The sequence below is a fragment of the Bradyrhizobium sp. STM 3843 genome (assembly GCF_000239815.1).
In the GTDB taxonomy this organism is placed as follows: Bacteria; Pseudomonadota; Alphaproteobacteria; order Rhizobiales; family Xanthobacteraceae; genus Bradyrhizobium.
The window spans coordinates 1-23815 of record NZ_CAFK01000322.1; the positions used below are offsets into that span (position 1 = coordinate 1).

The window sequence follows — 23815 nt, forward strand, 5'->3', positions numbered from 1 at the left end:
TCCCCCACCCCAACCCTCTCAGCGCGAGCGCAGCTCGTCGCGCCCCGCAAGGGGGGAGGGAGTCCACCGTCGCCGTGGCTGCACTACGTTTCGTAACGCGCTACGCCTTCGCCGCCTTGTGCTCCTCATGCGCGGCCTCCCACACCTCGTGCGCGGCATCCGCGTTCAGGCAGGCGATGCCGACGCCGACGATCAGGTCGGGCCAAATTGAGTGCCATAGAGACGCGGTCACCAGCCCTGCCGCGATGATCGCGATATTGGCGAACGCATCATTGCGTGCCGACAGGAAGGCTGCGCGCGTCAGGCTGCCATGGTGATGCCGGACCCGCGCCAGCATTAGCGCGCAGGAAAGGTTCACGACCAGCGCGCCGAGCCCGGTGATCGTCAGAGGCAGTGGCGCTGGGACGATGGGGGTGAAGAACTTCTGGCCTGCGGTCCAGAGCCCGGCGAAGGCCGGCACCAGCAGGACCGCTGCGAGCACCATGCCGAGCCGCGCGCGGGCCAACGCGCTCCAGCGCAGCGCCACAAGGATCAACAGGTTGACCGAGGCGTCCTCAAGGAAGTCGACGCTGTCGGCGAACAGCGAGACCGAGCCGATCGCGAGTGCCACCGCGAACTCGATGCCGAAATATCCGAGATTGAGCAGTGCGACTGCAATCACCGTGCGGCGTACGGCGGTGGTCGCCGCATCATTCGTCAGTTCGTCAGCCCCCATCAAGCCCCGCCAATCGTTCAGCTTCCGCGAGATCCTCAGCCGTGTTGGCGTTGAAGAACGGATCGAGCGGGATCACCGGCCAGCTCACGGTCGCCAGCCTGTAGCGCGCCGTGAAGCGGTCGATCTTCCTGATATCCTCGACGACCAGCGCATGGCGCAACTGATCCCGCAAGGACACCCTCCACAGGCCGATCACCGGATGCGACTGTCCGTCGGATGCGGCCACCGCCAGTTCGGCGTCCTCGGCCTGCACCGCGGCGTACAGCCGCGCCACGAGGTCGCGCGGTAGGAACGGGCAGTCGCCGGCCGCGCTCAGCATCCATTGTGCCGACGGCTGGTTGGCTGCGACCCAGTCGAGCCCGGCCAGAATGCCGGCGAGAGGTCCGGGAAAATCGGCGACGCCGTCCGGCACGACGGAGAGGCCGAAGGCCGCAAAGCGCGTGGGATCGCCATTGCCGTTGAGAATGAGCCGGCCGCATTGCGGCTCAAGCCGCGCGATCACGCGCTCCAGAATGGTGCGACCCGCGATCATGCGCATCGGCTTGTCGCCGCCGCCCATCCGCCGCGCCAGCCCGCCGGCGAGCACGACGCCGGGAATTTGCCTGGAACCCGCCGCGTCAGTCATCACCGCCTTCGCCCTTTCGCCGATGCTTTGCCGATTCCTCCTCGACATAGGCGAGGTCCTGGTCGTAGACGATGCGCTCTTGCCCGGAGAGCGCGATGAAGCGCTTGCCGCGCGTGCGGCCGACCAGGGTCAGCCCGACCTGTCGCGCAAGCTCCACGCCCCAGGCGGTGAAGCCCGAACGCGACACCAGAATGGGAATGCCCATCCGCACCGTCTTGATCACCATCTCCGAGGTTAGCCGGCCGGTGGTGTAGAGGATCTTGTCGGCGGGGTCGACACCGTGGCGGTAGAGCCAGCCTGCGATCTTGTCGACCGCGTTGTGGCGACCGACGTCCTCGGTGTAGCAGACGGGCGCACCCTGCTCGCACAGCACGCAGCCATGGATCGCGCCGGCCTCCAGGTAGAGCGAAGGCATGGTGTTGATGGTCTGCGTCATCTGATAAAGCCAGGAGGTGCGGAGCTCTGCTTTCGGCAGCACGATGCTCTCGATCGCCTCCATCAGATCGCCGAAGGCGGTGCCTTGCGCGCAGCCGGAGGTCTGCGTGCGCTTCTTCAGCTTCGCCTCGAAATTGGTGTGATGTGCGGTGCGCACGACCACCACCTGGAGATCGTCGTCATACTCGACCTCGGTGACGACGTCGTCGTATTTCAGCATGTTCTGGTTGAGCAGATAGCCAAGCGCCAGATATTCCGGATAGTCGCCGATCGTCATCATGGTGACGATCTCCTGGGCGTTGAGATAGAGCGTCAGCGGCCGCTCCACCGGCACGTTGATCTCGACCCGCACGCCGGTCTGGTCGATGCCGCTGACGCGCTCGGTCAGCCGCGGATCGGAGGGATTGGGCAGGATGCGGGGGGCGGGGGCTCTTGCAGATGTGGTCATGATGCAGACGTTAGCATGACATTCCTGAGCCGCCGATATAAAGCTACCTGACGAGGAAGAGTTGCAACCGGGCGCCGTTATTGCGAGCGAAGCAATCCAGAGGCCCAGAAAGAGCTGGATCGCTTCGTCACTGTCGCCTCGCGATGACGGCCGTATCTGGTTCCGTTCGGAGACCGCAATGAATTTGATTGGCCTCGCCGGCTGGAGCGGTGCCGGCAAGACCACCCTGCTGACGCGCGTGATCCCGCATCTGAAGGCGCAGGGCCTGCGCGTCTCCGTGATCAAGCACGCGCATCACAAGTTCGATGTCGATGTGCCCGGCAAGGATTCCTGGCGACATCGGGAAGCCGGGGCGGAAGAGGTGCTGGTGTCGTCGGCAGCGCGCTGGGCCTTGATGCATGAATTGCGCGGGCATGCCGAGCCGGCCCTGCCTGAGCTCGTTGCCAAACTGTCTCCGGTCGATCTGGTCGTCGTCGAGGGCTACAAGACCGAGCCGCATCGCAAGATCGAGGTGCATCGTGCAGGCAATGGCAAGCCGTTGCTGTTCCCGAACGATCCTGACATTGTCGGCATCGCCAGCGATGTCCAGGTTGAAACGTCGCTGCCCGTGGTGCATCTCGACGACATCCCGGCGATCGCAGCGATGATGCAACGCCTCGCGATGCCGATCGCGGACGTTCTTGCGATCGGAAGACGGTAAGAGGCTCCATGGCGCAGCTCTCGGACGATTGTTTTGCCTTTGGCGGCCCGTTGATGTCGATCGATGATGCCGTCGGCATCATCACGGCGAAGGTCAGTGCCGTCACGGAAACCGAGACCGTGCCGCTGATCGCGGCCGACGGCCGCATCCTCGCCGGCGATATCGCAGCGCCCTTGCCGCTGCCGCCGTTCACGAACTCCGCGGTCGATGGCTATGCGGTGCGTGCGAGCGATCTGCCGGCGGAGGGTGAAGCGACGTTCGCCGTGACCGGGCGCGTGCCCGCAGGCAGCGCGGCAGCAACGCCTGTTCCGGCCGCGCACGCGATGCGCATCTTCACGGGCGCGCCGATGCCCGGCGGCGCCGACACCGTGTTCATGCAAGAGGATGTGCGCCTCGACGAGGACGGCCGTGTGGTGCTCCCGGCCGGTCTCAAGCCAGGCGCCAATGTGCGCCCGGCAGGCGAGGACATTGCAAACGGCGTCGTCGCGCTCAAGGCTAGGCAGCGCCTGAGGCCGCAGCATGTTGCGGTGGCTGCGGCGTTTGGCCTGACGTCCCTCGCAGTGCGGCGGCGCATCCGCGTCGCGGTGTTTTCCACCGGCGACGAATTGGCGTCGCCGGGAGCATCGCGGGCCCAGGCGCAGCTCTACGATTCCAACCGCTTCATGCTGATGGCGATGTTGAAGCGCCTCGGCTGCGACGTCTCCGATCTCGGCATCTTCAGCGATGAGCGTGCGCCGCTCGCGGCGTCCTTGCGCGAGGTCGCGAGCCAGCACGATCTGCTTCTGACCACCGGCGGCGTGTCCACCGGCGAGGAGGATCACGTCAAGGCAGCGGTCGAGAGCGTCGGCTCACTGGTGCTGTGGCGGATGGCGATCAAGCCGGGACGGCCGGTCGCCATGGGAATCATCTCGGGCACGCCGTTCATCGGATTGCCCGGCAATCCCGTCGCGAGCTTCGTCACCTTCGTCCACGTGGTGCGGCCGACCGTATTGGCCTTGGCCGGTGCGCTGCCGGAAGCGCTGACGCCGAAGCCGGTGCGCGCCGCCTTCAGCTACAAGAAAAAAGCCGGCCGCCGCGAATATGTCCGGGTGTCCCTGCGCAGAGCAGCGGACGGTTTGCTCGAGGCGATCAAATTCCCGCGCGAAGGCGCCGGTCTGCTGTCGTCGCTGATCGAGACCGATGGATTGGCTGAACTCGGCGAGGACATCACCAAGGTCGAGCCCGGCCAGAGCGTCGGGTTCCACTCCTATGCCGAACTGATTTGAGCGCGGTTGACGCTGCGCTTTCACTTGGCCATGGTCCGCCCATGACCACGACCATGCTTGATCTCAAGGGCTTGAAGTGCCCGCTCCCCGCCCTCAAGACGCGCAAGGCGCTGAAGCCGCTCGAGCCCGGCGACCGGCTCGAAGTGCATTGCACCGATCCGTTGTCAGTGATTGACATCCCCAATCTGATCCGGGAGACCGGCGATAAGGTCGAGATCAGCGAGCGCAGCGAGCAGCGCATCGTGTTCCTGATCGAAAAGGTGGGCGCTGCGGCCTGATCGCCGGCGACCGACGTGATCTCAGCTTGATCACGGAAAAGTGCGTCCAGCTATTTGCTGGGATGCCAACCATCCATGAACGCGTCTGGTACCCCGCTTCCGTAGTTCGCACACAAAGGGATGCGAGCTACGGAAGCGAAGCACGAGTTGGTAGACAGCTCGGCAGAGAGGTCTTGAAGTTGATCCGACAACCGATTTTGCCCGCGGCTTGCCAGCGAATGCAGGCAGGCCGCCGGCGTCCCTCGATGCCATGTATCGCGATGGGCATATCGCGGCGCGAAATGAAGCGGTGGTTCATTCGGAATCTTGATAATGTGATCGGGAATTCGAATGTAGAGCGTCAATCCGCCGCAGGCGTTGCTTGCAGCTACTAGTGGCGAACTAATGATTTGCGCGCGGCACATAGTAACAATCAGTCATGTTTGTTGCTGCGATGCGACGAATGCACGCTGTTTCCCACAAGGCTCGCGTTTTCGCTCGACTTTGTCGGAAGCTTCTGCACCAATCATGATTTCTCCGCAGAGGTTGCGGAGGATCAGCCATGCCCGTCGTGGATCGAGGGGGAAGCAAACCCCGACGCAATGATGGCAAGCGGCATAAGACGTCGGCACGAGTGTTATGCGTGTCAAAGCCGACGTCTGGCCCTTGTGCATCGCGAAATCGTCGTGGTGGAGCCATACGTGACGGCGCGACTGATCGCGTTGATTCTGATCAAGGGGACCGAAGATGATGCAGAGCCTTGGGACGGGCGCATGTAGGGGAGGTTTGTATGGCGAGCGTTGAGAGTGCTGGAACCATGGTCGGCGAAACCGCGGGCATCTTTGACCGCGAGCACACCGTCGCCAAGGCCGGGTTCAATCGTTGGTTAGTGCCTCCGGCGGCGCTATGCATCCATTTGTGCATTGGCATGGCCTATGGCTTCTCCGTGTTCTGGTTGCCGTTGTCGCGCTCGATCGGCATCACCCAGACCAAGGCCTGCCCGGACATGTCGCTGGTCGAGGAGCTTTTCACCACGACTTGTGACTGGAAGGTCGCCAGCCTGGGGTGGATGTTCACGCTGTTCTTCGTGCTGCTCGGCGTCTCCGCTGCGATCTGGGGCGGTTGGCTCGAGCGGGTCGGTCCGCGCAAGGCGGGCGCCGTCGCTGCATGCTGCTGGGGGGGCGGCCTGCTGATCGGCGCATTGGGCGTCTATGTGCACCAGCTCTGGATCATGTGGCTCGGGGCCGGCGTGATCGGCGGCATCGGGCTTGGCCTTGGCTACATTTCGCCGGTGTCCACCCTCGTGAAATGGTTCCCGGACCGGCGCGGCATGGCGACCGGCATGGCTATCATGGGATTTGGCGGTGGCGCCATGATTGGCGCGCCCCTGGCCAACATTCTCATGAATGGCGGGAACTTCTTCAGCTTCGACTTCGGGTCGATGCATTTGGCCGGGCCGAGCGCGTCGGCTTTCGCGGGCTTCAAATCCGCAGCCGATGTCGGCGTTTGGCAGACCTTCGTCACCATGGGGGTGGTCTACTTCATCTTCATGATGATCGGCGCCTTCGCCTATCGCGTCGTCCCCACCGGCTGGCAGCCGGACGGCTGGACGCCGCCGACCACCAAGAAGGCGATGATCTCCGAGCACCATGTGCATCTGCGCAACGCGCACAAGACGCCGCAGTTCTGGCTGATCTGGTGGGTGCTGTGTCTGAACGTCTCCGCCGGCATCGGCGTGATCGGCATGGCCTCGCCGATGCTGCAGGAGATCTTTGCCGGCAAGCTGATCGGGTTGCCTGATGTCGGCTTCAATCAGCTCGACACCGCGCAGAAGGCGACCATCGCCGGGATCGCGGCCGGCTTTGCCGGTCTGTTGTCTCTGTTCAACATCGGCGGCCGGTTCTTCTGGGCGTCGCTGTCGGACCATATCGGCCGCAAGAACACCTACTACTGCTTCTTCCTGATCGGCATCGTGCTCTATGCTGCGGCGCCGACCTTTGCCGCGGTCGGCTCGAAGCTGTTGTTCGTGCTCGCCTTCGGCATCATCCTCTCGATGTATGGCGGCGGCTTCGCGACGGTGCCGGCCTATCTGGCCGACATGTTCGGAACGTTGTTCGTCGGCGCCATCCACGGCCGGCTCCTGACGGCGTGGTCGACCGCCGGCATCATCGGCCCGGTGGTCGTGAACTACATCCGTGAGTTCCAGCTGGCCGCCGGCGTTCCGCGCGACCAGCTCTACAACAGCACGATGTATATCCTGTGCGCCATGCTGGCCGCCGGGCTGGTCTGCAACTTCCTGATCAAGCCGGTCGACCACAAATGGAACATGAGCCCGGAGGAAGTCGCCCGCTATCAGTCGGAGACCGCCAAGAGCGAAGCTTCGATCCAGCACGGCTCGTTCGGCATCGGCAAGGGCGGCCTTGATCTCAAGGCGGCTTTGTTCTGGGCCTTCGTCGGTGTGCCGCTACTCTGGGGCACGCTGAAAACCCTGGAAGGCGCGGTCAAGATTTTCTGATCGCGTTGCGCTATCAATTGCGGGGCGCGCCGGTTCGGCGCGTCCCGCAATGTCGTTTTTACTATTGTTGATCAATCAATTTGGGGGATTGAAATGTCTCGAATCTGGATTTGTTGTGTTGCCTTGGTGCTGGTCGCAGGCCAGCTCTCTGCCGCCATCGCGCAGACGGGGACGCCGGCTGTGCCGGCGTCGACCGAGGGCGCAAAACCGTCGCGGATGAAGCTGACGGTGCAGAGGCTGAAGGAAATGAAGGCGCAATGGAGCGCCAACAAGCCGAAGCTCAAGGCGTGCCGCAAAGAGGTCAAGGCCAAGGGCCTCATCGGTGACGATCGCTGGTTCTACATCTCGGACTGCATGAGCAAAGGCTGAGTCATACCGCGCTCCGGAAACCGGTTCCCTTCATTTCCGCGACCTGGTTGCTGACTTGGTCATGTCGTGAGTTCCACTTGCCTCTGGCATGCCAGAGATTAGAGTGGGTCTAAAGATCAAAGGGAATGAAGCGCTTATGGCTCATGACGTGCATAAGGTTCGAGCCTTCGACCATCCTGGCGAAGGCCGGCGCCGCGCCAAGGCGACGCCGAAGGGCCGCCAGGTCGATCCGACCGCGGCGCATGAGATCGCGGAACTGCTGGGTGATCGGCCACGGCGGCGCGATCTTCTGATCGAGCATCTGCATCTGATCCAGGACACCTATCATCAGATCTCGGCGGCGCATCTGGCCGCCCTGGCCGATGAGATGAAGCTATCCTTTGCCGAGGTGTTCGAGACCGCGACCTTCTATGCGCATTTCGATGTGGTGAAGGAAGGCGAGCCGGACCTGCCGCCGCTGACGGTTCGCGTCTGCGATTCGCTGAGCTGCGCCATGATGGGCGGCGAGCAGCTGCTGAGCGATCTGCAAGCCCAGGCCGGCCCTGGTATCCGGGTCGTGCGCGCGCCCTGCGTCGGCTTGTGCGATTGCGCGCCGGTGGCTGAGGTTGGCCATCACTTCGTGCATCAGGCGACGGCGGCGGAGGTGCTGGCGACCGCTGGCCGTGGCGACAGCCATCCGCACATTCCTGACTACATCGATTACTACGCCTATGTCGCCGGCGGCGGCTACAAGCTATTCAATGATCTGCGTGCCGGACGCATCAGCCGTGACGACATTCTGAAGGTATTGGACGACGCCAGCCTGCGTGGCCTTGGTGGCGCCGGTTTCCCGACCGGGCGCAAATGGCGCGCGGTGCTCGGCGAGCCCGGGCCGCGGCTGATGGCGGTCAATGGCGACGAGGGCGAGCCCGGCACCTTCAAGGACCGCCACTATCTGAACAGCGACCCGCATCGCTTCCTCGAGGGGACGCTGATCGGCGCCCATGTGGTCGAGGCCGGCGAGGTCTACATCTACATCCGCGACGAATATCCGGCGGCGCGCGAGATTCTGGCGCGCGAAATTGCCAAGCTGCCGCCGGGCGGTCCGGTGCTGCATCTGCGGCGCGGTGCCGGCGCCTATATCTGCGGCGAGGAGTCCTCGCTGTTGGAGAGCATCGAGGGCAAGCGCGGCCTGCCCAGGCACAAGCCGCCTTATCCGTTCCAGGTCGGCCTGTTCGGCCTGCCGACCCTGATCAACAATGTCGAGACCCTGTGGTGGGTGCGCGACCTCATCGAGAAGGGCGCCGGATGGTGGACCAGCCAGGGCCGTAACGGCCGCAACGGGCTGCGCAGTTATTCGGTGTCGGGGCGCGTCAAGGAGCCCGGCGTCAAGCTGGCACCGTCCGGCGTCACCGTGCGCGAACTGATCGACGAGTTCTGCGGCGGCATGGCCGACGGCCATACCCTCTACGCTTATCTGCCCGGTGGTGCCTCCGGCGGCATCCTGCCGGCGTCGATGGACGACATCCCGCTCGATTTCGGCACGCTGGAGAAATACGGCTGCTTTATCGGCTCGGCCGCGGTGATCATCCTGTCGCAACAGGACAGCGTGCGCGCCGCCGCGCTGAACCTGATGAAGTTCTTCGAGGATGAGAGCTGTGGGCAGTGCACGCCGTGCCGGGTCGGCACGCAGAAGGCGGCGCTCTTGATGCGAGAGCCGGTCTGGAACCGGGCTTTGCTCGACGAATTGAGCCAGGCGATGCGCGATGCCTCGATCTGCGGGCTCGGCCAGGCGGCCTCGAACCCGCTGACATCCGTGATCAAATACTTCCCCGACGAATTCAAGGACGCAGCCGAATGACTGTGATCAAGTTCGAGCTCGATGGCGTCAATGTCGAAGCCGCTCCCGGCGAGACGATCTGGCAGGTGGCGCAGCGGCAGGGCAAGGAGATCCCGCATCTCTGCTATTCGCCGGCGCCGGACTATCGCCCCGACGGCAACTGCCGCGCCTGCATGGTCGAGATCGAGGGCGAGCGCGTGCTCGCGGCCTCCTGCAAGCGGACGCCGACCGTCGGCATGAAGGTGAAGACGGAGAGCAGCCGCGCCGTCGCTGCGCAGAAGATGGTGATGGAGCTCCTGGTCGCCGACCAGCCGGCGCGCGAGACCTCGCACGATCCGGACTCCAAGTTCTGGCATTGGGCTGAGAAGACCGGCGTCACCGAGAGCCGCTTCCCGGGCGCGGAGCGCTGGCAGACCGATGCCAGCCATCCGGCGATGCGCGTCAATCTCGATGCCTGCATCCAGTGCGGCCTGTGCGTGCGCGCCTGCCGCGAGGTGCAGGTCAACGACGTCATCGGCATGGCCTATCGCAATGCCGACGCCAAGATCGTGTTCGACTTCGACGATCCGATGGGTGAATCCACCTGCGTCGCCTGCGGCGAATGCGTGCAGGCCTGCCCGACCGGCGCGCTGATGCCGGCCGTGATGCTCGACGACAAGCAGACCCGCGTCACCTATGCCGACAGGAAGGTCGACTCGCTCTGTCCGTTCTGCGGCGTCGGCTGCCAGGTCACCTATCAGGTCAAGGACGAGCAGGTGATCTATGCGGAAGGGCGCGACGGCCCGGCCAACCACAACCGGCTCTGCGTCAAGGGCCGCTTCGGCTTCGACTACATCCACCATCCGCACCGGCTGACCAAGCCGCTGGTGCGACTGCCGAACGCGAAGAAGGATTCTAACGACCAGGTCGACCCCGCCAATCCGTTCACGCATTTCCGCGAGGCGAGCTGGGACGAGGCGCTCGACATCGCGGCACGCGGGTTGGTCAAGATCCGCGATGAGAAGGGACCGAAGGCGCTCGCCGGCTTTGGCTCGGCCAAGGGCTCCAACGAGGAGGCCTATCTGTTCCAGAAGCTGGTGCGCACTGGCTTCGGCTCCAACAATGTCGATCACTGCACCCGGCTGTGCCACGCCTCCTCGGTCGCGGCACTGTTCGAAGGCCTGGCGTCGGGCGCGGTGTCGGCGCCATTCTCAGCGGCGCTGGATGCCGAGGTCATCATCGTGATCGGCGCCAACCCGACCGTGAACCATCCGGTCGCGGCGACCTTCATCAAGAACGCGACCAAGCAGGGCGCCAAGCTGATTGTGATGGATCCGCGCCGGCAGACGCTGTCGCGCCACGCCTACAAGCACCTCGCTTTCAAGCCCGGCAGCGATGTCGCGATGCTGAACGCGATGATCAACACCATCATCACCGAGGGCCTGACCGACGAGCAATACATCGCCGGCTACACCGAAGGCTTCGACGATCTGAAGCAGAAGATCCAGGAGTTCACGCCGGAGAAGATGGCGCCGATCTGCGGCATTCCGGCCGAGACCCTGCGCGAGGTTGCGCGCATGTATGCGCGCGCGAAGGCCTCGATCATCTTCTGGGGCATGGGCATCAGCCAGCATGTCCACGGCACCGACAACGCGCGCTGCCTGATCGCGCTGGCGCTGATCACCGGCCAGGTCGGCCGCCCCGGCACCGGGCTGCATCCGTTGCGCGGCCAGAACAACGTGCAGGGCGCCTCCGACGCCGGCCTGATCCCGATGTTCCTGCCGGACTATCAGCCGGTCGGCCGTGTCGACCTGCGCGGCAAGTTCGAAGAGCTTTGGCAGCAACAGCTCGATCCGGAGCGCGGGCTCACGGTGGTCGAGATCATGAACGCGATCCATGCCGGCGAAATCCATGGCATGTATATCGAGGGCGAGAATCCCGCGATGTCTGATCCGGACCTGCAGCATGCGCGTGAGGCGCTGGCGATGCTGGATCACCTCGTGGTGCAGGACCTGTTCGTCACCGAGACCGCGTTCCACGCTGACGTGATCCTGCCGGCCTCGGCCTTCGCCGAGAAGTCCGGCACCTTCACCAACACCGACCGTCGTGTGCAGCTCGCGCGCGAGGTGATCAAGCCGCCGGGCGACGCCAAGCAGGATCTCTGGATCATCCAGGAGATCGGCAAGCGCATGGGATTACCCTGGAACTACAACGGGCCGGCCGACGTGTTCGCCGAGATGACCGAGGTGATGCCGTCCCTGAAGAACATCACCTGGGAGCGGCTGGTGCGCGAGGGCGCGGTGACCTACCCGGTCGACGATCCCGATAAGCCCGGCAACGAGATCATTTTCACCACCGGTTTCCCGACCGACAGCGGCCGCGGCAAGATCGTGCCGGCGCATATCATCCCGCCGGACGAGCTGCCGGACGACGAGTACCCGATGGTGCTCTCCACGGGCCGCGTGCTCGAACATTGGCACACGGGATCGATGACCCGCCGCTCGAACGTGCTCGACCAGATCGAGCCGGAGGCGGTGGCCTTCATGTCGCCGAAGGACATGCGGCGCCTGCAGGTGGTGCCGGGCGATTTCATCCGGCTGCAGACCCGCCGCGGCGCGGTCGAGGTCAAGGTGCGCTCCGACCGCGACGTGCCGGAGAACATGGTGTTCATGCCGTTCTGCTACGCGGAAGCCGCCGCCAATCTCCTGACCAATCCCGCGCTCGATCCGTTCGGCAAGATCCCGGAGTTCAAGTTCTGCGCGGTCAGGGTCGAACGCGCTGAGCTGCGTACGGCAGCCGCGGAGTAGGGAAGGGCCGCCCACGCGGCACTTATGGTTTTCCTATGCGAGACGGCTGAAGGCCGTCTCGCATTCCTACGACGGTGATGTCCATCTTTCCTGTCTGCCGGCGCGCTGACCTGCGCCGGGATCAGGAGAGTGGTCATGATGTCGATCGATCTGCATCGGAGCGCCGGGCGCGGCTTCGGCAAAGATGGAGCGGCGCCGCTTGCGCGGGCCACTCGCAGGCTCCGCGTCATCTTCAAGAAAATCCGCGCGGCGATCGCCGCGGCAAGGCTCCGGCAGCTGCGCGATGAATTGATATCCCGTAGAGCTTCCATTGCCGCGCCTGAGGTCAAGCGGCAGCCGCAGCTGCCGCTCGTTCTTGGCGACAAATGGGATTTCTGAACCAGGCTTGCGCGTGACTCCGCGCGTGTCGCGATTGCGTTTCTGGCTCAGGCTTGCGCGCGCAACCTACAGCCGGCCGCGGCTGTATCATGTGGCGGGAGCAGGCTGAGGGCATCCGCCACGGCCGTCTGAGCGAACGGGTCCAGCTCGACCAGCGGCAGCCGGACATCCGCACGTACCATGCCTTCTAAACTCAGCGCGTATTTGAGCGCTGCGGGCGTCTCGCGGGCCAGCAGCTCGATCAGCGGCAGCATCTGACGGTATAGCCGTCGCGCAGCGCGCCAGCGCGCTCGCTGGCCATATGCAAACATCGCACTGCACAGCTCCGGCGCGACGTTCATCATCTGAGAGCAGCAACCGTCGCCGCCTGCGGCGATAAAAGGCAGAGCGGTCACATCATCGCCGGACAGGAGCCGGAAGCCGGCCGGCAACCGCGCACGCAAGGATGCGGCGCGCGTGATGTCGGCGGTGCTATCGCGCAAGCCGACGAACTGAGCGGACTGTGCGAGCCGGGCCAGCGTGTCGTCGGACAAGCCGCGCGCGGTCCGCGCCGGGCAATCATGCAGGATGATGGGCAGCGCTGTGGCCTCGGCAACGGCGCGGAAATGCGCAAAGACCCCCTCCTGCATCGGTTTGTTGTAATAAGGCACAACCGAGAGGATCGCATCGGCGCCGGCGGCGGCCGCCTGTTTGGTGTTCTCCACCGCCTGGCGGGTGGAATTTGAGCCGGCGCCGGCGATCACGTGGATTCGTTTGCGCGACACCTCGACCGCGGTGCGGATGATCGCGTCACGTTCCGCAGGCGTGAGCGTGGCGGTTTCGCCGACGATATCGCAGACGACCACGGCCAGCGCGCCAGCCTTGATCTGCCGCTCGCAGAGCCCGCCAAGCGCGGCGAGATCGACCGCGCCATCGGCGTCGAACGGCGTCGGGATGTCGGGAATGATGCCTGCCAGCCACCTGGCGGGAGCGCCGCCCCAGCGATAGGGCGCGATTTGCGCGCTCATGCCACAGGCCGCTTGCCGGTGCCGAACAGGATGCCGACCGGTGCGAGCCGGCCTTCGGTGTCGAGCTCGATCGCGCGGGACAGTTCGACGATGGTCTCGGGATGATGGCCGTTCTCGAACAGCGCATATTTCATCGCCGCCGCGCGGCTGACGAACAGGCCGCCATAGAGGCCGTTCCGTTCCTGGGCGACCCATTGGCCGCTTCTGTTCCTGCCGACGAAGACGAGGGCGGCAGTGGATTGATTGCACGAGGGAGGTTCGACGAGTTTCACGGACGTGGTCCTTTCAGTTGCAGCGCGCGGATCTCTTGCGAGGTGGCGTCGCTGTCGTTGTTGAATATCGAGGGGGGCGGATAGGAATTCGAGGCGGCCAGGCGTTCGACGTCATAAGCGCCGCGTAAACGCCGCGCGCTCAGGACGCGCTGAGCTGATTGAGCTCCATGACGCCGCAATAAAGCGCGGTATAGGCGACCATCTCGTCCCAATGGTTGAGGCCCGCGGTGAAGACGCGCTCGCGGCGGATCGTCGCCAGCACCGCGCAGAGAATGATCGTCATCCATAGCAGCGCGGCGAGGCTGCGGCCGAAGCCGATCGTGCCGAACGAGGCGAAGACCAACAGGATGGACGTCCGCACGACGAAGCGTGCCATGACCCGCAGCGGCGAAAGCTCGGTCGGTGTCTCTGCAAACGGCACCACTGCCTCTTCCCCCGGCCGCTCAGGCGAAGTTGTCACAGCAGAACGGCGTCGTCGTGCCCGCTTCGACGGGCGGCACATGCGGGACGCTCGGGGCGCTCCGCGACTCGCTGTATTTCCGGGTTTCCATGCACGCGTCCAGGATGGCCAGCGCGAGGTCAGCATGATGAGCCTCAACCGAGCGATCGAGCCAGTCGGGCAGCTCGCGCATGCGCGACAGCGCGCAATGCCACTCGCCGGCATCGTAGGCGAGCCGCCTGAGCTGCCATTGCGGAAACTCGAGCGCGATCAGCTCGAGCGCAGCATCGATCCGCGCCCCGGAGCCCATGAGCTCCTCGATCCGCGCTCTGCGGTAGCCGCGCTCCAGCACCGCAGACTCCCGTCTGGAACTGCCGAGGATCTCAGCCATGACGGCCGACGTCGTTGCGGCGACATCGTCGCGTCCGGCGCATCCGTGATATGAGGTCGTGAGCGACATGACGTTTGTCCCTTGGGTCATATTGCTGCAGCCTTTGGACTGCATCAGGCAACATGGCGAAAGGGCCGTAAAGAAACGAGATGGGCGCGGGTCGGGAGAAATAAGCGCGGCATAGGCACGAGACGCCTCTAGCGCCGGCGTGCGCCGAAAAGTCGATTTCTCGCGCGCCTTCAAGCCGATCGGCGTGTTCAACCTTCGTGCAAGAAAAGTATTTCGTTTTTTCAGAATTATGCTATGGTCAGCTCGTCCTGCTTCGTCGGAGGGGCGTACGCGTCGTCACGAACGTGGAAGCAGGATGCGGTGGCCGCGATCGCTTGCGACACGACGAGCGCAGGGGGGTGCGGACGTGAAATCGTGTGGTCCTGACATCCCGGTGCTGATGTCCGCACAGCGCGTCAGCGTTGTCGCGACGTGACGAGGCTTACGCCTCGCACGGACGGGGGCAAGAGAGCCGGTCCCCGGGGAGATCACGTATAAGCGTTAAAACCGCCGCGCAGGGAATGCCGGTGATCGGCTGGACCTGTGGTGACTGCCGCCTGCTTTTTTTCTGCAGGCGGGCCATGGGTATCAGCGGATACCCGGCATTCCCTGCGCCCTCTGCCTCAGGAGGGTTACGAAGACGCAAAAGCTCGGACGCCTCGTGCGTCGCGAGAGAGCGGAATTGTGTCTCATGCGTGTCCCCCAGGTCAGCAGTGCGGTCCGTCTTTATGAGATTCCTATAAGTTCGCCGCGGGCGTCGTCTCGAAAATCTATGGCCGAAATGGCACTTCCAGGCCACGGATCCAGGCAGCAGAAGAGCCACCGTGATTGATCCATCGCAATTCTGCTCATCCGGACCGGGGCAGCTTTGTGCGTGGCCATTTCCGCGCACACCAGGAGCAAACCATGCTGGACATTCTGATGCTGGCGCTTGCCGCCGGCCTCTTCGCAGTGGCGATCGGCTACACCTACGCCTGCGAGCGGCTCTAAGAGGAGGCGCACATGATCTTCGACTATTCGCTCGCCGCCGCCGTCTCGGTCGGCCTTCTGATCTACCTCACTTATGCGCTGCTGCGGCCCGAGCGGTTCTGACCGCCGGGCTTTTCAGCGTATCTCAAAGAGAACTCCCATGACCGCAATCGGCTGGATCCAGATCCTTCTTTACTGCGCGATCATCGTCGCGCTCACAAAACCGCTCGGCTGGTACATGACCCGCGTCTTTTCGGGCGAGCGGACGTTTCTTTCCCCGGTGCTGCGCCCGGTCGAGTCCGCGATCTATTGGGCCGGCGGCGTCGACGAGCGGCGCGAGCAGCATTGGCTGACCTACACGGTCGCCATGCTGCTGTTTCATGTCGGCGGCTTCCTGATCATTTACGGCGTGATGCGGCTGCAGGCCATCCTGCCGTTCAATCCCGCAGGTCAGTCGGCCGTCGCGGAGGACTTGTCGTTCAACACCGCCATCAGCTTCATCACCAACACCAATTGGCAGAACTACGGTGGTGAGAGCACGCTCTCTTACCTGACACAGATGGTCGGCCTGACCCATCAGAATTTTCTCTCCGCGGCCACCGGCATCGTGCTGGCGATCGCGCTGATCCGTGGCTTCGCGCGGGCCTCGGCACGTACGGTCGGCAATTTCTGGGTCGATATCACCCGCTGCACACTCTATGTGCTGCTGCCGATCTGCGTCGTCTACACGCTGTTCCTGGTCTGGCAAGGCATGCCGCAGACACTTGGAGACTATGTCGAGGCGACCACTCTTGAAGGCGCCAAGCAGACCATCGCGGTCGGCCCGGTCGCCTCGCAGGTCGCGATCAAGATGCTGGGCACCAATGGCGGCGGCTTCTTCAACGCCAATGCGGCGCATCCGTTCGAGAATCCGACCGCGCTGTCGAATTTCGTGCAGATGATCTCGATCTTCGTGCTCGGTGCGGCGCTCACCAACGTGTTCGGCCGCATGGTCGGCAACCAGCGCCAGGGCTGGGCGATCCTCGCCGTGATGGGCGTGCTGTTCCTCGCCGGTGTGTTCGTGACCTATTGGGCCGAGGCCAGCGGGACCACCACGCTCAATGCGCTTGGCCTGACCGGTGGCAACATGGAAGGCAAGGAGGTTCGCTTCGGCATCGTCGCGTCCTCGTTGTTCGCCGTGATCACGACCGCGGCATCCTGCGGCGCGGTCAATGCCATGCATGACAGCTTCACCGCGCTCGGCGGCATGATCCCGCTGATCAATATCGAATTGGGCGAAATCATCGTCGGCGGTGTCGGCTCCGGCATGTATGGCATGCTGCTGTTCGTGGTGCTCGCGATCTTCGTCGCCGGGCTGATGGTCGGCCGCACGCCGGAATATGTCGGCAAGAAGATCGAGGCACGCGAGGTCAAGATGGCCATGCTGGCGATCCTGATCCTGCCGCTGATGATGCTGGGATGGACAGCGGTTGCGGTGGTGCTGCCGTCAGCGGTCGCATCGATGGCCAATGCCGGCCCGCACGGCTTTACCGAGGTGCTCTACGCCTATACGTCGGCGACCGGCAACAACGGCTCCGCTTTCGCGGGTCTGAGCGGCAACACCTTCTTCTACAACCTGACGCTCGCCTCCGCGATGTTCGTCGGACGCTTCCTGATGATCGTGCCTGCCATGGCGATTGCCGGCTCGCTCGTGCAGAAGAAGTCGATTCCGCCGTCGATGGGCACGTTCCCGACCACGGGCAGCCTGTTCGTCGGCCTCGTCGTCGGCGTCATCCTGATCGTCGGCGGCCTCACCTTCTTCCCGGCGCTGGCGCTTGGGCCGATCGTCGAACATCTCGCGATGATCTCCGGCGCCACGTTCTGAACCGTCGTCATTCGGAGTGATCTCCATGGAAACCATGAAACTGCAAAAGCGTACGACGATGTCGACGATGCTCGACACGAAGATCGTGCTGCCCGCCATCAAGGCCGCTTTCGTCAAGCTCGATCCGCGGCTGATGGTCAAGAGCCCCGTGATGTTCGTGGTCGAGGTCGTCGCCGCGCTCACCACCGTCATCTTCCTGCGCGATCTCGTCACCGGCGGCGCCAATCTCGGCTTCACCTTCCAGATCATCCTCTGGCTCTGGTTCACGGTGCTGTTCGCGAACTTCGCTGAAGCCGTCGCGGAAGGCCGCGGCAAGGCGCAGGCGGACTCGCTGCGCAAGACCCGCACCGAGAGCCAGGCCAAGCTCCTGACCGGAAATGACCGCAGCTATCGGATGGTGCCGGGCACCAGCCTCAAGGTCGGCGATATCGTGCTGGTCGAAGCCGGCGACGTCATTCCGTCGGATGGCGAGGTGATCGAGGGTGTCGCCTCCGTGAACGAGGCGGCCATCACTGGTGAGTCGGCCCCCGTGATCCGCGAATCCGGCGGTGACCGTTCGGCCGTCACCGGCGGCACGCAGGTGCTGTCCGACTGGATCCGGGTGAAGATCACGGCGGCGCAAGGTTCGACCTTTATCGATCGCATGATCAGGCTGGTCGAGGGCGCCGAGCGGCAGAAGACGCCGAACGAGATCGCGCTCAACATCCTGCTGGCGGGCCTGACCATCATCTTCGTGTTCGCCACCGTGACGATCCCGAGCTATGCGGCCTATGCCGGCGGTTCGATCTCGGTGATCGTGCTGGTCGCGCTGTTCGTGACCTTGATTCCTACCACGATCGGCGCGCTGTTGTCGGCGATCGGCATCGCCGGCATGGACCGCCTGGTGCGCTTCAATGTGCTGGCGATGTCGGGCCGCGCGGTGGAGGCCGCCGGTGACGTCGACACACTGCTGCTCGACAAGACCGGCACGATCACGCTCGGCAACCGGCAGGCCACCGCCTTCCGTCCGGTGCGCGGCGTCGGCGAGCAGGAGCTGGCGGACGCCGCTCAGCTCGCCTCGCTCGCCGACGAGACCCCGGAGGGGCGCTCGATCGTGGTGCTGGCGAAGGAGAAGTATGGCATTCGCGGCCGCGACATGGCCGAGCTTGGCGCCACCTTCGTGCCGTTCACGGCGCAGACCCGGATGAGCGGCGTCGATGCCGGCGGCTCCTCGGTGCGCAAGGGCGCGGTCGACGCGATCTTGAACTACATTGGCGGCGGTGCAGCGCAGCTTGCGTCCGGCAACACGGTACGCGCCATTCAGCCCGCAGAAAGCGATGTCGCGCGCGAGGTCCGCGCGATCGCCGACGAGGTTGCCAAGACCGGCGGTACGCCGCTGGCGGTCGCCAAGGATGGCCGGCTGCTCGGCATCGTGCAGCTCAAGGATATCGTCAAAGGCGGCATTCGCGAGCGCTTTGCCGAATTGCGTCGGATGGGCATCCGCACCATCATGATCACCGGCGACAATCCGATGACAGCGGCCGCCATCGCCGCCGAAGCCGGCGTCGACGACTTCCTGGCGCAGGCCACGCCCGAGGACAAGCTCAAGCTGATCCGTGACGAGCAGGCCAAGGGCAAGCTGGTGGCGATGTGCGGCGACGGCACCAACGACGCGCCGGCGTTGGCGCAGGCCGATGTCGGGGTCGCCATGAACACGGGCACGCAGGCCGCGCGCGAAGCCGGCAACATGGTCGATCTCGACTCCAACCCGACCAAGCTGATCGAGGTGGTCGAGATCGGCAAGCAGCTGTTGATGACGCGTGGCGCGCTGACGACGTTTTCGATCGCCAACGACGTCGCAAAATATTTCGCGATCATCCCCGCCATGTTCCTCGCTTTCTATCCGCAGCTCAACGTGCTCAACGTCATGCACTTGGCGAGCCCGCAGAGCGCGATCCTGTCGGCGATCATCTTCAACGCGCTGATCATCATCGCGCTGATCCCGCTGGCGCTGAAAGGCGTGGCCTACCGCGCCATCGGCGCCGGCGCGCTGCTCGGGCGCAATCTGATGATCTATGGCTTAGGGGGCATCATCATTCCCTTCATCGGCATCAAGGCGATCGACCTCATCGTGACCGCCTTGCACTTGGCTTAAGCGACAATCGTCATGACGAGCGAAGCAATCAACATGTCCACCGTCATTCCGGGGCGCCTCGAAGAGGCGAACCCGGAATCTCGAGATTCCGGGTTCGATGCTGCGCATCGCCCCGGAATGACGAAGTAGGTGGATTGGATTGCTTCGCTTCGCTCGCAATGACGGAATAAATGGAGACACCACAATGCTCAGAGAAATCCGTCCCGCCATCTTCGTCCTGGTGGCGCTGACCCTGATCACCGGACTGATCTATCCGCTGGCGATGACCGGCATCGCCGGCGCGCTCTTTCCAGCCCAGGCGGCCGGGAGCCTGGTGACGCGCAACGGCCAGGTGATCGGCTCCAGCCTGATCGGGCAGGAGTTCAAGGACGACAAATATTTCCACGGCCGCCCCTCGGCGACCACGGCGCCGGATCCGAACGATTCGACAAAGACGGTGTCTGCGCCGTACAACGCGGCCAATTCCGGCGGCTCCAATCTCGGTCCGACCAGCAAGGCGTTGGCGGACCGCGTCAAGGACGATGTCGAGAAGCTGAAGGCGCAGAACCCGTCACAAGCCGTGCCGGTCGATCTCGTCACCACGTCCGCGAGTGGGCTGGACCCGGACATCTCGCCGGAGGCCGCGCTCTTCCAGGTGCCGCGGGTGGCAAAGGCGCGCAATCTGCCGGAGGACAAGGTCCGCGCCCTGGTGACGCAGAACACCGAAGGCCGCCTGATCGGTCTGCTTGGTGAGCCGCGCGTCAATGTGCTCGCACTCAACCTGGCTCTCGATACCGCGACCGGCAAGTAAAGCTGCTGAACGGAAAGCGTGCCCGGAGCGCTAGGCTTGGCGCAACGGGCCGCTTATCTATAATGCATTATGGCCAGTCAACGCCGCGATTCTGATCAACGTCCCTCGCCGGAAGCCCTGCTCGAGGCTGCCCGACGCGAGGATAGTCCTGCCGGGCGCTTGAAGATCTTTGTCGGTGCCGCGCCGGGCGTGGGCAAGACCTATGAGATGCTCTCGAGCGCCCACGCCAGGCTGAGGGCGGGCGTCGACGTGGTGGTCGGGTTCGTCGAGACCCATGGCCGCGCCGAGACCGAGGCGCTGGTCCGCGGGCTGGAGGTGGTCCCGCGCAAGCGCATCACCTACAAGGACCAGGTCTTGGAGGAAATGGACCTCGATGCCGTCATCGCGCGCCGACCGAAGCTCGCGCTGGTCGACGAGCTGGCACACACCAACGTCCCCGGCAGCCGCCATCCCAAGCGCTACCTCGATGTCGAGGAGCTCCTGTCGCGCGGCATCGACGTCTACACCGCCGTCAATATCCAGCACATCGAGAGCCTCAACGACGTTGTCGCCCAGATCACCCATGTGCGGGTGCGCGAGACGGTGCCGGACTCGATCTTCGATCGGGCGGACGCGATCGAACTGATCGACCTCACGCCTGACGATCTGATCCAGCGGCTGAAAGAGGGCAAGGTCTATGTCCCCAAGCAGGCCGAGCGCGCGCTTGAGCATTATTTCTCGCCGGGCAATCTGACGGCGCTGCGCGAGCTGGCATTGCGCCGCACCGCCGAGCGGGTCGACGAGCAGCTGCTTACGCATATGCAGGCCAATGCCATTGCCGGCCCGTGGGCGGCGGGCGAGCGCATTCTGGTCTGTGTCAGCGAGGACCCGCGTGCTGCCGGTCTGGTACGCTACACCAAGCGATTGGCTGACCGCGTCCATGCTCCCTGGACCGCGATCACCATCGAAACGCGTCGCAGCTTGCAGCTCACCGATGACGAGCGCGACCGGCTGGCGGATACGCTGCGCCTGGCCGAAACGCTCGGCGGCGAAGCGCTGGCGATTCCAGCGGGCGGCCGTCATATCGCCGACGATCTCATCAGTTTTGCCCAGGCCAACAACGTCACCCAGATCGTGATCGGCAAGTCCAACCGCTCGCGCCTCTTCGAGATCATGCGAGGCTCGGTGGTGCACGATCTGGTGCGGCGCGCCGGCAACATCAGTGTCCATGTGATCGCCGGCGACGAGCCGCCGCCCAATGCAAACAGCTCGGTACAAACCCGCGCGCGGAGCGAGCCGTTCCAGCCGCGCCCCTATTTGACGGCGGTGCTGATCACGGCGCTCGGCCTTGGGATCGCGGAATTGATCCAACCCTGGTTCGGCGTCGAGAATGTCGATCTTGTCTTTCTGACCGCCGTCGTCGGCGTTGCCGCGCGTTACGGCCTGTGGCCGTCGCTGCTGGCAAGCGTGCTCGCCTCGCTCTGCTACAATTTCTTCTTTCTGCCCCCGATCTACACCTTCACCATCACCGATCCGACCAACATCGCAGCGTTCTTCTTCTTCATGCTGATCGCGATCCTGGTCTCCAATCTCGCATCGCGGGTGCGCGTGCAGGCGGATTCCGCGATTGGTCGCATCCGGACCACCGAGCAGCTCTATGCGTTCAGCCGCAAGCTCGCCGGCACTGCGACGCTCGATGACGTGTTGTGGGCCACGGCCTATCAGGCCGCCTTGATGCTGAAGGTGCGGGTCGTGCTGCTGCTGCCGCAGAACGGCAAGCTGACGGTGATGGCGGGCTATCCGCCGGAAGATCAGCTCGACGACGCCGACCTCGCCGCAGCGAGCTGGGCGTGGAGCAACGACCGCGCCGCCGGCCGCGGTTCGGATACGCTGCCCGGTGCCAAGCGACTGTTCCTGCCGATGCGCACCGGCCGCGGATCGATCGGCGTCATCGGCATCGACGACGACCGCACCGGACCTTTATTGACGCCGGACCAGCGTCGCCTGCTCGATGCGCTGGTCGACCAGGGCGCGCTCGCCATCGAGCGCGTGCTTCTGGTCGAGGATATGGACAAGGTCAAACGGGCGATGGAGCAGGACCGGCTGCGCTCGGCGCTGTTGACCTCGATCTCGCATGATCTGAAGACGCCGCTGGCCTCGGTGCTGGGCGCCGCCTCGACCATGCGTGATCTCGCGGCCGGATTGAGCGAGAAGGAAAAGCTGGATCTGCTCGCGACCGTGATCGACGAATCCGAACGCCTCAATCGCTTCATCGCCAATCTGCTCGACATGACCAAACTCGAATCCGGCGCGATCGTCCCGAACACGGCACCGCACGACATCGGCGAGATCATCGGCAGCGCATTGCGCCGCGCCAGCAAGATCCTGGCGCGCCACAAGATCTCGCTCGAGCTCGCCGCCGATCTGCCGATGCTCGAGCTCGACGCCGTGCTGTTCGAGCAGGTGCTTTTCAACGTGCTGGACAATGCGGCGAAATATTCGCCACCGGACACGCTGATCGCGATCCGGTCGCGGCGCGACGGTCAGAGCGTGGTGCTCGACGTCTGCGACGAGGGCGAGGGCATCCCGCCGGGCGAGGTCGAGCATGTGTTCGACAAGTTCTACCGGGTGCAGAAGGGCGACCATGTGCGACCCGGCACCGGCCTCGGGCTCGCGATCTCGCGCGGCTTCATCGAGGCGATGCACGGCCAGATCTGGGCTGGCAACCGCAACGACCGCAGCGGCGCGGTGCTGACCATCCGATTGCCCATCCCTCTGCAATCCAAATCGTTGGATACCGCGGCATGACCGGAGCTCCCATCAAGGTGCTCGTCATCGACGATGAGCCGCCGATCCGCAAGCTCTTGCGCATGGGTTTGAGCACGCAGGGCTATGAGATCCTGGAGGCCCCGAATGGCAAGAAAGCTCTCGAACTGCTTGCGCAAGAACCGGCGCTGATCATTCTCGACCTCGGCCTGCCGGATATCGACGGCCACGAGCTCCTGCGGACGGTTCGCGCGCGTAACGACGCCGTGCCGATCGTGGTGCTGTCGAGCCGCGGCGACGAAGCCGGGAAGGTGCAGGCGCTCGACCTCGGCGCTGACGACTACGTCACAAAACCATTCGGCATGGACGAGCTGCTTGCACGCCTGCGCGCCGCGCTGAGGCATCAGCTGCAGGTGAAAGGCGAGCGCCCGGTGTTTCGCACCGGCGATCTCTCGGTCGACTTGGTGCGGCGCATCGTCAAGGTCGGCGAGCGCGAGGTCAAGCTGTCACCGAAGGAGTATGATCTGTTGCGCGTGCTGGTTCAGCACGCCGGCAAGGTGCTGACCCATCGCTTCCTGCTGAAGGAATTGTGGGACGAGCTGACCGACGCGCAATATTTGCGCGTCTATGTCCGCCAGTTGCGGCAGAAGATCGAAGCGGACCCCGAACGCCCGCACTATGTGCTCACCGAAACCGGCATCGGTTATCGCCTGCGTGCGCCGGATTAGGTCGGCCGATGCGAGCTCAACGGAGGTTGTCGGGAACCTTCTGCGAGCGTCGTCATTGCTTTGGTGCCACAGGAGACTATTTTCATGGCACGCACAGCACGCAAATATTCCAAGGG

22 protein-coding genes are annotated in these 23815 nt (G+C 64.3%); 15 read left to right on the forward strand and 7 right to left on the reverse strand.

Going from position 1 to position 23815, the window contains the following annotated elements; genetic code table 11:
- Window positions 1-100: 100 nt before the first annotated feature.
- The 3 genes from BRAS3843_RS35395 to BRAS3843_RS35405 are packed head-to-tail and all read right to left on the reverse strand — an operon-like array spanning window position 101 to window position 2223.
- Entirely contained in the window at window positions 101-715 is a 615-nt protein-coding gene (locus BRAS3843_RS35395) for a cation transporter (protein WP_035983900.1), read from the reverse strand.
- Window positions 705-1340: a molybdenum cofactor guanylyltransferase MobA gene (mobA, locus tag BRAS3843_RS35400; protein WP_035983902.1), complete on the reverse strand. Its 636-nt coding sequence runs from the start codon at window positions 1338-1340 to the stop codon at window positions 705-707. Before mobA ends, BRAS3843_RS35395 begins: the two co-directional genes overlap by 11 nt.
- Window positions 1333-2223, reverse strand: coding sequence for a formate dehydrogenase accessory sulfurtransferase FdhD (locus BRAS3843_RS35405; protein ID WP_008974077.1), 891 nt, complete (start codon window positions 2221-2223; stop codon window positions 1333-1335). Before BRAS3843_RS35405 ends, mobA begins: the two co-directional genes overlap by 8 nt.
- 178 nt (window positions 2224-2401) lie before the next feature.
- Between BRAS3843_RS35405 and mobB the strand changes: the two genes are divergently transcribed.
- From mobB to BRAS3843_RS35450, 8 genes are all read left to right on the forward strand, one after another.
- The gene (gene mobB / locus BRAS3843_RS35410) at window positions 2402-2923 is read left to right on the forward strand and encodes a molybdopterin-guanine dinucleotide biosynthesis protein B (RefSeq protein ID WP_008974078.1); all 522 of its coding nucleotides are present in this window, start codon (window positions 2402-2404) and stop codon (window positions 2921-2923) included.
- An 8-nt stretch (window positions 2924-2931) separates the two neighbouring features.
- Window positions 2932-4188 (forward strand): gephyrin-like molybdotransferase Glp, encoded by a 1257-nt coding sequence (gene glp, locus BRAS3843_RS35415; RefSeq protein WP_008974079.1) that lies wholly within the window; start codon window positions 2932-2934, stop codon window positions 4186-4188.
- A gap of 41 nt (window positions 4189-4229) precedes the next feature.
- Complete coding sequence (locus BRAS3843_RS35420) at window positions 4230-4466, forward strand: sulfurtransferase TusA family protein (RefSeq protein WP_035983903.1); 237 nt, start codon at window positions 4230-4232, stop codon at window positions 4464-4466.
- A 769-nt stretch (window positions 4467-5235) separates the two neighbouring features.
- A complete protein-coding gene (locus BRAS3843_RS35430; protein WP_008974082.1) occupies window positions 5236-6960 on the forward strand; it encodes an OFA family MFS transporter in 1725 nt (574 codons plus the stop codon).
- A 93-nt stretch (window positions 6961-7053) separates the two neighbouring features.
- Window positions 7054-7329 (forward strand): hypothetical protein, encoded by a 276-nt coding sequence (locus BRAS3843_RS35435; protein WP_008974083.1) that lies wholly within the window; start codon window positions 7054-7056, stop codon window positions 7327-7329.
- 136 nt (window positions 7330-7465) lie between these two features.
- Window positions 7466-9169: an NADH-ubiquinone oxidoreductase-F iron-sulfur binding region domain-containing protein gene (locus tag BRAS3843_RS35440; RefSeq protein ID WP_008974084.1), complete on the forward strand. Its 1704-nt coding sequence runs from the start codon at window positions 7466-7468 to the stop codon at window positions 9167-9169.
- Complete coding sequence (gene fdhF / locus BRAS3843_RS35445) at window positions 9166-11934, forward strand: formate dehydrogenase subunit alpha (RefSeq protein ID WP_008974085.1); 2769 nt, start codon at window positions 9166-9168, stop codon at window positions 11932-11934. Before BRAS3843_RS35440 ends, fdhF begins: the two co-directional genes overlap by 4 nt.
- A gap of 135 nt (window positions 11935-12069) precedes the next feature.
- Complete coding sequence (locus tag BRAS3843_RS35450) at window positions 12070-12312, forward strand: hypothetical protein (RefSeq protein WP_008974086.1); 243 nt, start codon at window positions 12070-12072, stop codon at window positions 12310-12312.
- Window positions 12313-12359: 47 nt separating this feature from the next.
- Here the strand turns inward: BRAS3843_RS35450 and dapA are convergent, their stop codons facing one another.
- From dapA to BRAS3843_RS35470, 4 genes are all read right to left on the reverse strand, one after another.
- On the reverse strand, window positions 12360-13319 hold the full coding sequence (gene dapA / locus BRAS3843_RS35455) for a 4-hydroxy-tetrahydrodipicolinate synthase (protein ID WP_008974087.1): 960 nt from the start codon (window positions 13317-13319) through the stop codon (window positions 12360-12362).
- The gene (locus BRAS3843_RS35460; RefSeq protein ID WP_008974088.1) at window positions 13316-13591 is read right to left on the reverse strand and encodes a hypothetical protein; all 276 of its coding nucleotides are present in this window, start codon (window positions 13589-13591) and stop codon (window positions 13316-13318) included. Before BRAS3843_RS35460 ends, dapA begins: the two co-directional genes overlap by 4 nt.
- Before the next feature lie 139 nt (window positions 13592-13730).
- Window positions 13731-13967 (reverse strand): hypothetical protein, encoded by a 237-nt coding sequence (locus BRAS3843_RS35465; RefSeq protein ID WP_139025073.1) that lies wholly within the window; start codon window positions 13965-13967, stop codon window positions 13731-13733.
- A gap of 67 nt (window positions 13968-14034) precedes the next feature.
- Window positions 14035-14421, reverse strand: a complete 387-nt coding sequence (locus tag BRAS3843_RS35470; protein ID WP_244425557.1) for a hypothetical protein — start codon at window positions 14419-14421, stop codon at window positions 14035-14037.
- Window positions 14422-15297: 876 nt separating this feature from the next.
- Between BRAS3843_RS35470 and BRAS3843_RS41775 the strand changes: the two genes are divergently transcribed.
- The 7 genes from BRAS3843_RS41775 (at window position 15298) to BRAS3843_RS35500 (ending at window position 23699) form a co-directional block, all read left to right on the forward strand.
- On the forward strand, window positions 15298-15459 hold the full coding sequence (locus BRAS3843_RS41775) for a hypothetical protein (protein WP_175361183.1): 162 nt from the start codon (window positions 15298-15300) through the stop codon (window positions 15457-15459).
- A gap of 12 nt (window positions 15460-15471) precedes the next feature.
- Window positions 15472-15561, forward strand: coding sequence for a K(+)-transporting ATPase subunit F (locus BRAS3843_RS35475; protein WP_008974092.1), 90 nt, complete (start codon window positions 15472-15474; stop codon window positions 15559-15561).
- Window positions 15562-15598: 37 nt separating this feature from the next.
- A complete protein-coding gene (gene kdpA / locus BRAS3843_RS35480; RefSeq protein ID WP_008974093.1) occupies window positions 15599-17302 on the forward strand; it encodes a potassium-transporting ATPase subunit KdpA in 1704 nt (567 codons plus the stop codon).
- 25 nt (window positions 17303-17327) lie between these two features.
- Window positions 17328-19436 carry a potassium-transporting ATPase subunit KdpB gene (gene kdpB, locus BRAS3843_RS35485; protein ID WP_008974094.1) on the forward strand — a complete coding sequence of 703 codons (2109 nt, stop codon included), beginning with the start codon at window positions 17328-17330 and terminating at the stop codon, window positions 19434-19436.
- Window positions 19437-19620: 184 nt separating this feature from the next.
- Window positions 19621-20226 carry a K(+)-transporting ATPase subunit C gene (locus BRAS3843_RS35490; RefSeq protein WP_008974095.1) on the forward strand — a complete coding sequence of 202 codons (606 nt, stop codon included), beginning with the start codon at window positions 19621-19623 and terminating at the stop codon, window positions 20224-20226.
- A 69-nt stretch (window positions 20227-20295) separates the two neighbouring features.
- On the forward strand, window positions 20296-23013 hold the full coding sequence (locus BRAS3843_RS35495) for a sensor histidine kinase KdpD (RefSeq protein WP_008974096.1): 2718 nt from the start codon (window positions 20296-20298) through the stop codon (window positions 23011-23013).
- Window positions 23010-23699: a response regulator transcription factor gene (locus tag BRAS3843_RS35500; protein ID WP_008974097.1), complete on the forward strand. Its 690-nt coding sequence runs from the start codon at window positions 23010-23012 to the stop codon at window positions 23697-23699. The genes BRAS3843_RS35495 and BRAS3843_RS35500 overlap by 4 nt, the downstream gene beginning before the upstream one ends.
- Window positions 23700-23815 lie beyond the last annotated feature (116 nt).

Coding starts and splice junctions, on each gene's coding strand:
- BRAS3843_RS35440 (WP_008974084.1), top strand. CDS start 7,466: ATGGCTCATGACGTGCATAAGGTTCGAGCCTTCGACCATCCTGGCGAA.
- BRAS3843_RS35435 (WP_008974083.1), top strand. CDS start 7,054: ATGTCTCGAATCTGGATTTGTTGTGTTGCCTTGGTGCTGGTCGCAGGC.
- BRAS3843_RS35450 (WP_008974086.1), top strand. CDS start 12,070: ATGATGTCGATCGATCTGCATCGGAGCGCCGGGCGCGGCTTCGGCAAA.
- BRAS3843_RS35465 (WP_139025073.1), bottom strand. CDS start 13,967: ATGGCACGCTTCGTCGTGCGGACGTCCATCCTGTTGGTCTTCGCCTCG.
- BRAS3843_RS35475 (WP_008974092.1), top strand. CDS start 15,472: ATGATCTTCGACTATTCGCTCGCCGCCGCCGTCTCGGTCGGCCTTCTG.
- glp (WP_008974079.1), top strand. CDS start 2,932: ATGGCGCAGCTCTCGGACGATTGTTTTGCCTTTGGCGGCCCGTTGATG.
- BRAS3843_RS35470 (WP_244425557.1), bottom strand. CDS start 14,421: ATGGCTGAGATCCTCGGCAGTTCCAGACGGGAGTCTGCGGTGCTGGAG.
- BRAS3843_RS35495 (WP_008974096.1), top strand. CDS start 20,296: ATGGCCAGTCAACGCCGCGATTCTGATCAACGTCCCTCGCCGGAAGCC.
- BRAS3843_RS35395 (WP_035983900.1), bottom strand. CDS start 715: ATGGGGGCTGACGAACTGACGAATGATGCGGCGACCACCGCCGTACGC.
- BRAS3843_RS35420 (WP_035983903.1), top strand. CDS start 4,230: ATGACCACGACCATGCTTGATCTCAAGGGCTTGAAGTGCCCGCTCCCC.
- mobA (WP_035983902.1), bottom strand. CDS start 1,340: ATGACTGACGCGGCGGGTTCCAGGCAAATTCCCGGCGTCGTGCTCGCC.
- BRAS3843_RS35430 (WP_008974082.1), top strand. CDS start 5,236: ATGGCGAGCGTTGAGAGTGCTGGAACCATGGTCGGCGAAACCGCGGGC.
- mobB (WP_008974078.1), top strand. CDS start 2,402: ATGAATTTGATTGGCCTCGCCGGCTGGAGCGGTGCCGGCAAGACCACC.
- BRAS3843_RS35490 (WP_008974095.1), top strand. CDS start 19,621: ATGCTCAGAGAAATCCGTCCCGCCATCTTCGTCCTGGTGGCGCTGACC.
- BRAS3843_RS35500 (WP_008974097.1), top strand. CDS start 23,010: ATGACCGGAGCTCCCATCAAGGTGCTCGTCATCGACGATGAGCCGCCG.
- fdhF (WP_008974085.1), top strand. CDS start 9,166: ATGACTGTGATCAAGTTCGAGCTCGATGGCGTCAATGTCGAAGCCGCT.
- kdpB (WP_008974094.1), top strand. CDS start 17,328: ATGGAAACCATGAAACTGCAAAAGCGTACGACGATGTCGACGATGCTC.
- kdpA (WP_008974093.1), top strand. CDS start 15,599: ATGACCGCAATCGGCTGGATCCAGATCCTTCTTTACTGCGCGATCATC.
- BRAS3843_RS35405 (WP_008974077.1), bottom strand. CDS start 2,223: ATGACCACATCTGCAAGAGCCCCCGCCCCCCGCATCCTGCCCAATCCC.
- dapA (WP_008974087.1), bottom strand. CDS start 13,319: ATGAGCGCGCAAATCGCGCCCTATCGCTGGGGCGGCGCTCCCGCCAGG.